We start from the raw sequence: 13,464 nt of genomic DNA on the forward strand, positions 1-13,464 counted from the left end.
TCCACGATTAATTATTCTGTACGTCGCAGGCCGCGAACAATCGTTTCGAGCCGATTTTCAAAACCTTGCTCTGGCTTATAAAATACGGCCTCATCACGCATAAGATAGCCAAGCAAATCATCGTACAATAACTCGGCAACTTTGCTCCCCACTCGATCAACAAATATATATTTGCTGGTTGAGCGCATGCTAACCGCCAATTTACAGCGTACGGTTTTACCCTCGCTTAAAGGCAAATCTGCCCAAGTACCCAGAGTAAGGCCGTCTAAGGTATCGCGCATTTGTTGCTCGCGTGCCTCGCGCGCCTCTGTCATCTGGCGCACTTTTGCTAACTTCTCACGAGCGGCGCGCTCAACAGCCAAACGCTCAACTTCAGCACGCGCCTTGGCTTCTGCAGCCTGCTTTGCCAGTAATTCACGGCTTTTGATCTGCGCTAACGCCTGCTTGTGACGCCTTAGTTTTTCACGCTCTTCATGTTGCGCACGAGCTTGAGTAGCCACTCGCTCTTGCAGCGCGGCCATACGTGCATTAACAGCCGACAGAGCCGCCGATAACGCAGGGACTTTAGGGATTTCTTCGGCGATACCCGCATCAAAGCAAGCCGACATTTGCTCGACCGTTTTTTGCAATACTTTATGGCCGGCACGATTAACAAACAATAAAGTATCGGTACCCGGCGCCTGCATTAGAAATTGACAGCGTATCAACGTGTCACCGTTATCAAACCCAAGCCAATCTCCAGCCGAGAAATGATGCTCGACACCACCGCTTTGCAATTGGCTAAGGGACTCTACCTCTGCCGACACTCTCCTCTTGGGTGCCGTTACGGTTTCAATTGCCTGACCTTTTAGTAAGGTAATAATATGAGAGGAAAATTCATCGACGTAATCGCGATAAACATTGTCTGAGCACGCTTTATTAACAGCGCCGTCCTCTAGCTGGGCAAGTAACACCGGCCCTTTATTAAAAAAGGCTTGACGATCTTCGGAGGATTTATCGGGATTAACGGACCAAACAATCAAGCGCAAAATACGCACCCAATAACTCCAATCGGGTGCCTGCTCAGATTCGTTGATTAATAAGTACTGCAAATTAGGCAGCACAATATTATCAATCAGGTCTAAGGTAGACTCTGGCAGCGGGTGCAATGCCACCACATCATTGTATATCTGCGTAACGCGCTGCTCCGCATGAGCTATTTTTATTTCGCCCAGCTCTGACGCCTGCATACGCTTAGCCAGCATTGCGGCTCGATCAAGTTCTTTACCACACCCGAGGTTAAATGTTGCCAGTGCGGCATCCCACTGTTCAACACCGCCCTGTAAAGCGTCAACCAAAACATCGAGCCGCTCGGTAAATTTTCGCCCAACGGGACCTAAATCTGGATACCAAGTACGCAAATGAAAAAAACACTGATCAAACGCTTTACGATTTTTTTGCACTGCGGCAAGACTCAGCGCATCGTTGCTTGCGACATAAGAAACTATCGCGCCAACTATGGCGATACGTGCGTCTTCCAACTTGGGATCGCACAAAACATTATCGCTCAATGCTCGCCACAACCACGCCGCATAATAGCCCGACAACCCAGCTTTTTTTGCAAAAGGTAACTCTCTATAGACTATCCAGCTATCATCGGCACGATAAAACTCCTCTCCCAGCGCACTGATGTCGGCCACAGTAGCCGGCACTGTTAGCGAATCAAGGCCAAACAGCTTTCTAACCGCACTGAATTGAAGTCCATCATTTTCCATTTTATCGAGCTACCCTCATAACCATCGCACCCAGTAAAAGCATAACCTGTACTCTAAGTGGGTGAGTGCACCTTTAAACATACACACATTCCCCGTGTAAACATACAGCCATTGCCTTTAATACAAACTCAATTCTAACTGGCCTGCAACTATTCGCTACCCTTCAGCAATATAGGCCGAATGAGGCATTACCGCGGACTCAGTTCACATTTTATACAATTCTTTCTGTAAAATCTCACATTTTGGTATTTCCTCCTTACCAAAATTATGAATTTTTGCACCTAAAGACTATTATTTTAGCCGGAATGGTCGTATGGCCTTACCAAATGACCAGATCAACACAATGAAAAGCATAGGTGAGCTTCAAGCTTCGCCCCGATTGCAACACTCCCGCCAACGGCGGTGGAGTCCACTTTACGCCCTTACACAGGAATAACTTTATGACTTTTTCAAAAGCACTACGAACAATACCCTCTAAGTTAATATCCGCCGCTGGCTTTTATTTTATAACTACAAGCTTCTCTTATGCGGCAACAGTGTCAGTTCATAACGCCACTGATCTACAAAATGCTTTAAAGACGGCGAACCAAGGTGACGAAATTGTTGTTTACCCTGGCACCTATACCGGCGACAGAAGTACCAGCGGTGAAAGTCGAGCTCACTTTTATAGCAGTCAAAACGGCACCGAAAACGATCCCATCACACTGCGTAGCGCCACCAAAAACAACAAGCAAATATTAAAAGGCAATGATATAAACGATGGCTATGTCTTTTTACTAGAAGGCGACCACTGGATTATTAAAGATTTAAAATTTAGCAACTCACAAAAAGGGATCGTACTAGAGTCAGCCAATCACAATAAAATCGATAATATCGAGGTGTATAATCTAGGCCAAGAAGCTGTTCATTTTCGTATCAGCAGTTCTTACAACCGATTGAGCAATTGTTATATACACGATACTGGCAAGCGTGAAGGAAAAGCAGGCACTGGCGAAGGAATTTACATAGGAACAAACAAGGGCAACGAAACCACCACACCTGACAACAGTAATTACAACCGTATTGGCGGCTGCAGCATTGGACCACAGGTAACCGCTGAAGCATTCGATATTAAAGCGGGCACTACGGGCACCGTTATAGAGTACAACTACGTCGATGCTAGGGGTATTGTCGGCACCTCGGCATTCCCTCATGCAGACAGCTTTGTCGACTTAAAAGGCACCGATGTCATTGTGCGCAATAATGAGATGGATTACCGCAACGACAATAACATCACTCACGCTATTTACACTTTTCGTGAACACCAACAATCTAATGTGTACGACAATACCTTTAACTTACCTTTTTCCGCCGGAACCTTTCGTGCGCAAGAGCCGATGATTCATATCTCAAATAATTACCGAGCCGATGGTGGCTCAACGTTAGTCTGGAAAGAGTACCAAAGCCGTAATATTGACTACTCATTAAACCAATCCATCGAACAGCCCAACGAAGGCCCCTACCCATGCTTTGACGAACTCGACGGCGGCTGTGGTGGAACCCCAACGCAATCTAGCAGCAGTTCATCTAGCTCTAGCAGTACGCCCTCCAGCAGTTCCTCCTCATCTAGCAGTAGCAGCTCTTCAAGCGCAAGTAATGGTAATAATAACTGTGTAACTGTACCGTTTGATAGCCGAACAGAGGTGACTCTGGGTTCTGGACACTGTGTTAGCTTTGACCAACCACTACAAGGCAATACTTTGCAGCTATGGGATAGTGACGAGAATTCTCACTGTGACTTTCGAGGCACGGTAAGCTCTATCGATGGCAACGGAAATCTTACGGTCACCTCAAACTACGCCTCTACCAATAACCTTTCAGGTAGCTCACTTAGCATTAACAGCAATAATGACTGCAATGTATTAAAAATCCGGGCCTACTAAAAACACAACTAACAAAGCTGAGGAATTTAATATTCACCTCAGCTTTGTGACAAATAAAAAATGAAACTCATTCGCTCAAACAAGACCCCCGACATTTTAATCATGAAACCTTCAACCTAAAAAATTAATATCAGCAACCTAAAGACGAAATAGATAATTGAAACCCACGTTAAACACATCCAAAATTACTGTAAGAAAAATCGATATTATTAAAACTTTTAACCAACAGACTCGATTTCTTTAAACAATGCATAATTGTTAATTGTATAACAACCCACATACTCAGATTAATAGTTTATTAATAACCATAATTACAGAGCCTGTAAGCGCTCGGCATGTTTAGCGATAACTTTAAGCGTGGTTTCATCATCAGAAAATACCGAGTTTAAGCCCTGTGCTTCTTGCGGTGGATCGCCAAAAAAATCATCCCCTTTTTGCCACATATAATCTGCACGATCGGTTTTACCAAAGCCGCCCCACGCCCAAAAATTTGAACCTACAAAGGGGCCACCTGCCGCGGTGTTATCTTCTATAACGCTATAAACCATTGCATAAAAACGATCGCGATAAGCAACGGGAGTTTTGTGGTCAAACACACCGTTATCGCGCTCAACCCCAAACTCCTCTAATACTATCGGCTTACCCAAACGCTGTGCGATCTCAACATGCTGGCTCATATAATGCTTAGCGGTAGCCACTGCAGAATCATAAGTTGCTTCTGGTTTGGTTATATCAAACCAATTCCAGTTTTTAATCCACATATGAAAAGTTAAATAATCGATATTGGGACTGGAGTGTGAGCGCTCAAACAGCTCTGCATCGCCGAGGGTTCCCATTGCACCTTCATTGCCTGTACTTACCAACTGACGGGGCGCCAGTGATTTAACATAACCGGCCGTTACATCAACCCAACGCTCAAATGCTTCAAAGTTAACTCGGCCGTCGGCATCGCTACCTGGCCGAGGCTCATTTGCCAACTGCCAGGACATAATGGTCGGGTCATCATTGTAAGGCATCCCGGTAATACTATTAGTTCGCGTGATAACCGAACGAATCACTTTACGATACAACTGCTGCGCTTGCTCAATACGATAAAAGCGAGCAGAGTTTTCCATAAAAGGGTTCCACTTACCTGTCACATCAGGGTCCAGAACTTCCGTGCCGGTAAACCATGCAACGTATTGCGACATACCACCAGACCATTGCCAAAAATTATTTAAGTACAATACCGCTTTCATATCGCGCTTAGCCATTTCAGCCAACAAAAAATCCAATCCTAACAGCAACTCGCTATCAAGATCTCCTTGAGTGTTTTTGACAACGGCAGGTCGCACTGCCCGCATAAGATCGCTAGTTTCTGAGGCGGCCAAGATACGTAAATTCGTAATGCCATGCTCAAGCAACACATCTAGCTCACGTGTCAAGCGTTCACGATCACCTGTTTCGCCCGGCGAACCTAAATACGCGCCATACCACATATTGGCACCCACATATCGATAGGGTTTGTCACCCAGGTAAAAATTCTGCCCATCAACACGGACAAACTCATCGTTATCGTGTGTACTATTTGACACTGATTGCGAGCAGCTCGCGACGAATACGGAGAACAGAGCAGCCGCCAACAGCATCAAGTGCTTCAGTATTATTTTCTGCATCATAAGTACCTTTCTATAAACTTAGCGGCTATTGAATCTAGCGGCTGGTATTGGTTAGATTATTTTCTATTGTTATTTATGCGTGGGATATTAGTGAATATATTTTTTGATGACTTTAATTGACAACCCAGCCCATATTAACCGCCGAGCAGTTTGGCAGCTTCTATCATCGCTCGACCATTATGATAAGGGCCCTTCCAAAAACCGGCCTTATAGTTACGAGATCCATCGGGTGCATCCAGTGTCGAGCGCCAGCGCCATTCACCTTTATCGTGATCGATTTGATAAGTATCTATAAACGACCAAATATCTTGTGCTGTATTTAAAAAACTTTCATCGCCGCTGAGTTTATAAGCACTTAAAAAACCCACTAATGCCTCGGCCTGAACCCACCAAACTCGCTCTTCATGATAGCTTTCCGTGACCCAGCTATAGGCATCGATAACCTCGCCATGCTCACCTATGGCTTCACGCTGACAGGTTTTGGCGAGCTTTATGATAACCGGAAGTAAACGCTCATTACGCGAGGGATCATCCAACACTTTTAACGCCTTACACAGCAACCAACTGCACTCTATGTCGTGACCATAGGTTATTCCGGGAGAGTGATCTTGCCAACTGTCATCTAAGAACATATGCAAGTGGTAACTGTCGTGATCGATCATATATTTATCAAACAAATCAATGCCGTAAGCGAGCGCCTGCGCCACTTTTTTATCTGGGTGCACTTGGTAAAGCTTGGTATAGGCCTCAAGCACATGAAGATGGGTATTCATGGTTTTAGGGTAATTAAGATCTTTTTCACTTAAGCGAACATCTTCTATCTTGCCCCACTCTCGAGTGTAGGCCTCATAATAACCCTCACCTTCAGTATCGATACAGTTTTCTTCAATCAAAGTAAAACAATCTAGCGCCATCTTTAGTGCCGACGAATTTTTGCTTAACTCGTAATATGCCGACAAAGCATAAATAGAAAACGCTTGCGCATACACTTGCTTTTTACTTTGTTCAACTTCACCGCCAGGAGACAACGACCAGTAAAACCCACCATATTCTCGATCGAAAAAATATTCACATAAATATTGATACGCCCGATCGGCGATCGCTCGGTAATCCATATTGCCAGTAAAAACTGCCGCCTCGGAAAAAAACCAAAGAATTCGAGTATTAAGCACTATGCCTTTATCTGCATCAGTACGGGCAATGTTGTCATCACTCACTTCACCGTAAAAACCTCCTTGGGCCTGATCTTGTGCATAGCTCAACCACCACTGAGCTATATCATCCAGTTGTTTATTAAATACCTTAGCTAACGCTGAATGAACAGCCGTATCCCGATCAGGTGATACGGCCATATGAGTTTCGTTATGCGTGCCGACGGTTTGACTCATTTAAGCGAATCCAGAATATTCAAATTAGCCGCAATCAATGTATTTCTAGTCTGCACCGAGGCAGCCGAACGAAAACCGTCCTCCGGTGTATTCACACAGTAATCGATTAGCTTATCAACACTTGACGTGGCAACATGCATACGGGTATCCGATGAGGCGTAATATATAAATACTTCATTTTTTTCATTAACAATCCAGCCGTTAGCAAACACCACGTTAGATACATCACCAACACGCTCATTACCTTTTGGCGCAATGAAATGACCGCCTGGACGATGAGTGACGACCCAAGGGCGCTCAAGCTCAGTCATAAACATATACAACACATAACGTAAACCTGCGGCCGTATTGCGCACGCCGTGAGCCATATGCAACCAACCATGGGAGGTTTTTATGGGCGCTGGACCCTGGCCATTTTTAACCTCTTTAATGGTGTGGTAAGCCTTACCGTCAACAATCACCTCGTCTTTAATCTCGGCGCCGTCCATCGACTCACTCAAACCCCAGCCAATACCGCCACCAGCACCAACACTAATAAAACCATCTTGTGGTCGGGTATACATGGCATATTTGCCATCGACAAACTCGGGGTGCAACACCACGTTACGTTGCTGACCAGAGTAGGTGATCAAATCCGGCAGCCGCTCCCACGTCACTAAATCTTTGGTGCGAGCGATACCACACTGAGCTTCGGCCGCCGATAAGTCATTGGGCTGATCTTCATCTTTTCGTTCGGTACAAAATAAACCATAAATATAACCATCTTCGTGCTGCGTCAAACGCATGTCATACACATTGGTATCGGGACGATCGGTTTCGGGCAGAGTAATGGGATAGTCCCAAAAACGAAAGCCATCCACGCCGTTATCACTCTCAGCTATAGCAAAAAAACTTTTCCGATCATCGCCTTCGATACGCACCGCCAAAATGTACTTACCGTTCCAGTACAGCGCCCCAGAATTAAACGCGGCATTAACCCCTAGGCGCTCCATTAAACGTGGGTTGCTCTCCTCATTTAGATCATAACGCCAAAAAATAGGTGTGTGTTCCGCCGTTAAAATGGGATTTTGGTAGCGGGAGTACACGCCGTTACCAGGTTCTATCGCGCAATTGGCACGCGTAATTAGCGCTTCATGCTTTTGCAGCAGTTGTTGGGCGCGAACACGAAAGTCACTCATAATATCTATCCTAAAATTCAATCTATTTATTATTGTAACAACGGCACAAGGAGCATAACCGGCTACAACATTTACCTAAAAATATCGATCAACACCAAACCTTAATCGATATATTTCGCTGGCGTATCCGCAGGGTAGTCTTCCAACTTGCACCACCAAAAACGCCACAACCATAAACTAGTTGTCGCAAACACAGCCACCGAAACGCTAAACTCCGGCCAGTGTTGAATTACCATAAATATCGATGCTGCAACCATAGAGGTTTGCCAAACAATACCAACGATCAAATTGCCAACATCACGAGCCAGATCAGTATTACGCTGTAGTTCGGGATGATCTTTCAGTGCTTCACGATAAACCGGCCCCCACACACCCCAGGGCCGAACCTTGATGTAAAAGGTTTTTAATACCTCCATATCGTCGGCCCGACTCAGCAGAGAGCCCACCACACAAGCAATAAAGCAACCGACAAAAATAAACGGGAAGGCGTATACCTGCATGACTTGCCAATCTAACGTCCATTGTAGGATTTGAATAATCAGCAAAATAACTACACCCATTGCCATGCCACAAAAATACCCAACGCCGTTAAAGCGCCACCAAAACCATTTAAGTAAATTAGACGCGGTATAAGCACCATAAAATGCGCTAACTATCCACAATATAATGGCGTTAAGTGAGGGCACGAACAATCCGATAACAACCCCAAGAGCGACAAACAACACCGACACTATATAGCTGACTTTAACGTAGCTTTTGTCACTGCCATTAGGTTTGAAGTAACGTTTATAAATGTCGTTAACCACATAAGCTGGTGCAGCATTAGTTGTGGCGGCAAAGGTAGACATAAACGCGGCGAGCAAACCGGCAATTAACAATCCGAGCAGCCCCGACGGAACAAACTCTTTCATCGCAAACGGCAAGATTTGCTCAAAGTCGACATCTGGCCCCATCGCCCGCATGTCATCCATAAAAAACACTAATGCCAATATGGTTAAACCAGCAATCAACATATAGCGCGGAAACAGTAGTGCCACATTAACAAAGCCACTCATTTTTGCCGCGTCAGTAGGCGAACGTGCTGACAGCACCCGCTGCATATCATAGTTAGGCGGCGGGCCCATTAAGCTTTTTGCTATGCCCGAGAGCAGCATCAACATAAAAAAGATAGTGAATGGCTCGTAACCGTCGGCAGCAATTTTGGCATTGGCAGACTCAAGCGTACCCGACCAATCCATATCGAGATTCCAACCAAAGGTCACTTTGTCCCAGTTATCTGGTACCACCTTTGCCAACATCTCGGGGGATACCTGCTGCATTGCAATAATCCCCACTGCAATACAGGCCACTGTCATAATAAAAAACTGCAAAACCTCGGTGAACACCACGCTAAACATACCGCCTTTAACCACATAAACCGTCGTTAAAGCGGTAATAATTAAGCCATAGTAAATATCATTGGTATCAGGATCGGCGGCTAACTGCCAAGGTAAAAATACCGAGGCAAATTTACCAATGCCGATAAAACCATAAGCCAAAAAGCCCACGACATTAACCAATGCGAACAACACTACAATAAGGTGCGACAAGCGCGCGCCGGTGGTATCGCCAAAGCGGAAAGTAATCCACTCAGCACCGGTCATCACCCCCGAGCGACGCAGCCACACGGACAAAAACACCATTAAAAAGATTTGATTAAAGACTGGCCAAAGCCAAGGAATATAAATACTGCTTAAGCCGTATACAAACAGTAGGTACACCATCCACATAGTGCCGCTAATATCGAACATGCCAGAGGCATTGGATAACCCTAATGTGTACCACTTAAGCTTGTTGCCACCTAAAAAATAGCTGCGCATATTTTTTGAGGCACGACTGGAAATCCAAAAGCCGATAAACACTGTGGCAAACAGGTATGCTGCGATCACCACCACATCTACGATTGCTAACTGCATGAGTGCGTCCAATTATTATTGCGCTGATGATACTTCTGCGCGTGTAGTTTCAGGCTGTACAGCTTCTGGGGCGAGACACCGATGGTCCGGCTCCGACATATAAACATGCCCTAACATCGATACTGCCAGTGCGTTATCAACGCAACAACCGGCTGCCCGAACGTGCTGCAATTTGGCATTGCGATCACTTTGTCACAAAGTAGCGCCAAATGTAACCGATTACAGAGAATAATACCAGCACATTAAGCCACTTAAAGGTGCCCTTAAGCGACCACCAACGGTATGCTACTATTCACACAACCTTACCCTTTATAAAAGCCTTACTTTTTATGTCCAATATCAGAGATGTAGCACGCGAAGCGGGAGTGTCTGTAGCCACCGTATCTCGCGCCCTCAGCGACCCAGATAAAGTCTCGCAAACAAGCCTTAATAAGGTTCACACAGCCATTAACAAAGTTGGCTATCGACCTAACATGCTAGCGCGCAGCTTTCGCTCGGCTAAAAGCTATACCGTTGTCGTACTGGTACCGGACATTACCAACCCATTTTTTGCGCAAGTGATTCGCAGTATAGAAGATCGCGCGCAACAAAAAGGCTATGCGGTGTTGCTGGGCGATACTCGTGGCATGATTGAGCGCGAGAAAGAATACGTTCGCCGAGTAGAAACCCGCCTTGCAGACGGTGTTATTCAGTTACGCCCCGACGACGCCATTAAACATCACGAGATGCCCACTGGAGTCGTCTGCGTTAATGCTTGTGGCTGTGAATCGACCCGAGGGCCGAGAGTGCGCATCGACAACCGCGGCGCCGCGCGAGCCGTAGTGGATTATTTAATCTCTTTAGGGCATCGCCGTATCGGAGTTATGTCGGGCCTAAAAGACAACCCACACACCACCGACCGGCTGGCAGGTTATCTCGAAAGTCTTGAAAACGCAGGAATAAAATATGATAAGTCTCTTCTGGCCGAGGGCGACTTTACCATTTGGTCGGGCCTTAACAGCGCTAAGCAGTTTTGTGCGATGCAAGACAAACCCACCGCTATATTTTGCATGAATGACGAAATGGCCATAGGCGCCATCCAAACATTTAAACAACACGGGCTACGGGTACCAGAAGATATTTCGATTACCGGCTTTGACGATATTAGTTACGCCCGTTACTGCGACCCAAGTCTAACCACAGTAACCCAGCCCGCCGAAGAAATCGGCAAGTTGGCCATGGATATGCTATTGCGACTGATAGAAGGCGAAGAGCTCGCCCAAGAGGAGAATGTACTGCCGGCTGAGTTTGTTATTCGCAAAAGTACAGCTGTGCCGCACAGAGACTAATCGCGGCACAGTGAAATGTTTATTGCTCAGCTTGCTCAGGTAGCTCATTGCAATAGCGCAACAACTCTTGCGCCAAGACGATCAGATGGTACAAAGTACTAGCCGGCGCCTCAGCGACCACCACTTCATCGCTCTTGCCCCGCTGATCAACGTAGCTGCCGAGTGTAGTGGCACACAAATAATAACGAAACAATGTATCCACCGCATTTGCCGCACGGGTCTCTGCCTCCGCACTACCTGCTCGGGCCATGACTAAGCTTGCTTTAATTAGCTCGGTCAGCCCCCAGCAGCGTTTGCTGTATTGCAAAATCTGTCCCCCTGGAGTCACGGAATCGTAAAGCAAACCGGAATCTGTTTTTAGGCCTAGATCTAGCGCGCGACGATATAAGGTATTTGTATAATGACTCACCTCCTGACCGCTAAGTCGCGCGTACCAATCTAACAACCACACCCACTCCATCATGTGCCCAGGCTCAACCACCTGCCCTGCTTCACCAGCGGCCAAAGTCCAGTCTGCGTTAAAAAACTCGAACAGCACCTCTCGCTTAGGGCAAAAGAAATGCGACTCAAACAAACCAAACAATTTATCCGCACGCGCCAGCCAATGCGCTTCACCACTGGCCTCATAAAGCGCCATACAGGCCTCAAACAAATGCATGTGGGGGTTTTGTCGGCGCACAACGTGACCATAGTCACCCTCAGTCCAACCACCAAATTCACTGCAAAAATGTGCATCCAAGTGGGCAATCAGAGCCTCAGCTTTATCAAGGGCAATACGCTCACCTGTCACCCGATAAAGCCAAGCGTAGGCGAGCAAAAAGAAAGCGTGATCGTATAGATCTTGTTTAAAGTCGATGACTTCAAACTCAGGATTCAACAAATGTGTAAAACCACCACCGGCGCTAGGGTGTGCCGCATGCGATTCAGTAAAGGCCAGCAGCCTCTGCGCCACATCGGCCCCGTCATCACACCAACCACAGGTTTTAGCGGCAGCAAAAAAAAATGCCTGACGCGCCTGCACTCGGACTCGCACGTTAGCATGAGTATCTGCGGCACCGTCGGCGCGCAAGCGCTCGAAACTAGCGCCAGTACACGGGTCTATTATGCGCGCGCGCCACAAAGGTAGCGCGTCCATCTCAAACCACTGCAGTAAGCGTTGGGTCTGAGCTTTAATATCGCGGGCCATGAGCCTCCCTCATTAAGAATCATCAGTAAAAGGTAATCGCAAACAGCCCCCCAATACGAACACTCGGGGTATTACGATTCGATTACACGCGCAATGTAACCGGTTTCAACGAGAAATTCTACCAATGATGCCGGCTTGTTATAAATTACGCTACACTAATGGGCACCAAACTCACTAAATGATGACAATTGCGTTGGCTTATGAGCTTAAGCACCCCAGACATGCCGGTTAACTTTTACACTAAGATGCGCCGGTATATAGCAGCGGCAATGCTAATTTGCCCATCATTAGGTGTGTCCGAGCAAAATGCCAACGCAGCAGCGAGTGAGCCCGCCTCCACAGAGATCACCCTTTGGATCGGCGCCATGAGCGAGGCTCGAAAAGCTCATGAGGCAAGCGTAATACGATTAGCATTAGAGAGAAGTCGTGACCCTTACGGCTCTTATCAGCTAAATGTCGTCGACTCGACTCACTCAAGGCCGCGCACGATTCGCAATTTAAGCAAAGGGCATATCGCACAGGTCATTACCGCTCCGGCACGTACCTACCAAGTAGACTCAAAAACACAGCCGCTCATTGGTATCCCGATCCCTCTGCTAAAGGGCTTGCTTGGCAACCGGGTGGCTATCGTCCGGCGCGATCGCGTAGCCGATTTTAACAACATTAAAACCTTGCCTCAGCTACGCCAATTTAATGCAGGGTTGGGAGCTGGCTGGCTTGATCAAGATTACTTTCGGAACGGGAAGTTAACTTTTACCACTGGCGCGGATCTTCCCCAACTTTTTAATATGTTGGCCCACGGTCGCTTTGATTACTTACCTCTTGGCATGCTCGAGGCAGACTCAGCATTAGCCGCTTCTAAGTATGCCAGCGACCTAACCATCGTAGAAAACCTTACGATCCATTACCCTCTGCCCGTATACGCCTATGTGAGCCACAACCGTCCAGATATTATCGAGCGGTTAACACTTGGGCTAACGCGTGCCAGTAAAGACGGTAGCTTAGATGCCCTGTTTGACCAGCATTATGGCCAGATTAAAATACCCAACTTAAACGCCGTCAGCATAGAGCTTCCGGCAACCGCCCCTAACTAAT

Annotated in this window: 9 protein-coding genes; 3 read left to right on the forward strand and 6 right to left on the reverse strand. The window is 46.6% G+C overall.

Features of this window, described 5'->3' with window-relative positions:
- Positions 1–11: 11 nt before the first annotated feature.
- Entirely contained in the window at positions 12–1,754 is a 1,743-nt protein-coding gene (locus GILYN3_RS09495) for a DUF1631 family protein (protein ID WP_049722760.1), read from the reverse strand.
- A 536-nt stretch (positions 1,755–2,290) separates the two neighbouring features.
- On the opposite strand from GILYN3_RS09495, the gene GILYN3_RS09500 reads away from it, so the two are divergent.
- Positions 2,291–3,676, forward strand: coding sequence for a polysaccharide lyase domain-containing protein (locus tag GILYN3_RS09500; RefSeq protein ID WP_198147341.1), 1,386 nt, complete (start codon positions 2,291–2,293; stop codon positions 3,674–3,676).
- Between the two features lie 311 nt (positions 3,677–3,987).
- On the opposite strand, the gene GILYN3_RS09505 is transcribed toward GILYN3_RS09500, so the two are convergent.
- The 4 genes from GILYN3_RS09505 to GILYN3_RS09520 all read right to left on the reverse strand — a co-directional run bounded on the left by GILYN3_RS09505 (position 3,988) and on the right by GILYN3_RS09520 (position 9,855).
- Positions 3,988–5,250, reverse strand: coding sequence for a glycoside hydrolase 5 family protein (locus tag GILYN3_RS09505; protein ID WP_232305558.1), 1,263 nt, complete (start codon positions 5,248–5,250; stop codon positions 3,988–3,990).
- 218 nt (positions 5,251–5,468) lie between these two features.
- Complete coding sequence (locus tag GILYN3_RS09510; RefSeq protein WP_232305559.1) at positions 5,469–6,722, reverse strand: AGE family epimerase/isomerase; 1,254 nt, start codon at positions 6,720–6,722, stop codon at positions 5,469–5,471.
- Positions 6,719–7,900, reverse strand: coding sequence for a 4-O-beta-d-mannosyl-d-glucose phosphorylase Mgp130 (mgp130, locus tag GILYN3_RS09515; RefSeq protein ID WP_049722763.1), 1,182 nt, complete (start codon positions 7,898–7,900; stop codon positions 6,719–6,721). Before mgp130 ends, GILYN3_RS09510 begins: the two co-directional genes overlap by 4 nt.
- A gap of 101 nt (positions 7,901–8,001) precedes the next feature.
- Positions 8,002–9,855: a sodium:solute symporter family protein gene (locus GILYN3_RS09520; RefSeq protein WP_049722764.1), complete on the reverse strand. Its 1,854-nt coding sequence runs from the start codon at positions 9,853–9,855 to the stop codon at positions 8,002–8,004.
- 329 nt (positions 9,856–10,184) lie between these two features.
- Between GILYN3_RS09520 and GILYN3_RS09525 the strand changes: the two genes are divergently transcribed.
- Complete coding sequence (locus GILYN3_RS09525) at positions 10,185–11,183, forward strand: LacI family DNA-binding transcriptional regulator (protein WP_049723896.1); 999 nt, start codon at positions 10,185–10,187, stop codon at positions 11,181–11,183.
- Between the two features lie 19 nt (positions 11,184–11,202).
- Here the strand turns inward: GILYN3_RS09525 and GILYN3_RS09530 are convergent, their stop codons facing one another.
- Positions 11,203–12,369 (reverse strand): AGE family epimerase/isomerase, encoded by a 1,167-nt coding sequence (locus GILYN3_RS09530; protein ID WP_049722765.1) that lies wholly within the window; start codon positions 12,367–12,369, stop codon positions 11,203–11,205.
- Positions 12,370–12,569: 200 nt separating this feature from the next.
- Between GILYN3_RS09530 and GILYN3_RS09535 the strand changes: the two genes are divergently transcribed.
- Complete coding sequence (locus tag GILYN3_RS09535; protein ID WP_157484912.1) at positions 12,570–13,463, forward strand: type 2 periplasmic-binding domain-containing protein; 894 nt, start codon at positions 12,570–12,572, stop codon at positions 13,461–13,463.
- Position 13,464: the final 1 nt, after the last annotated feature.

The organism is Gilvimarinus polysaccharolyticus (assembly GCF_001187555.1).
Classification (GTDB): Bacteria; Pseudomonadota; Gammaproteobacteria; order Pseudomonadales; family Cellvibrionaceae; genus Gilvimarinus; species Gilvimarinus polysaccharolyticus.

What these genes read in the sequence shown, in the direction of transcription:
- GILYN3_RS09495 (WP_049722760.1), bottom strand. Translation starts at nt 1,754, where the DNA reads ATGGAAAATGATGGACTTCAATTCAGTGCGGTTAGAAAGCTGTTTGGC.
- GILYN3_RS09510 (WP_232305559.1), bottom strand. Translation starts at nt 6,722, where the DNA reads ATGAGTCAAACCGTCGGCACGCATAACGAAACTCATATGGCCGTATCA.
- mgp130 (WP_049722763.1), bottom strand. Translation starts at nt 7,900, where the DNA reads ATGAGTGACTTTCGTGTTCGCGCCCAACAACTGCTGCAAAAGCATGAA.
- GILYN3_RS09520 (WP_049722764.1), bottom strand. Translation starts at nt 9,855, where the DNA reads ATGCAGTTAGCAATCGTAGATGTGGTGGTGATCGCAGCATACCTGTTT.
- GILYN3_RS09525 (WP_049723896.1), top strand. Translation starts at nt 10,185, where the DNA reads ATGTCCAATATCAGAGATGTAGCACGCGAAGCGGGAGTGTCTGTAGCC.
- GILYN3_RS09530 (WP_049722765.1), bottom strand. Translation starts at nt 12,369, where the DNA reads ATGGCCCGCGATATTAAAGCTCAGACCCAACGCTTACTGCAGTGGTTT.
- GILYN3_RS09535 (WP_157484912.1), top strand. Translation starts at nt 12,570, where the DNA reads ATGAGCTTAAGCACCCCAGACATGCCGGTTAACTTTTACACTAAGATG.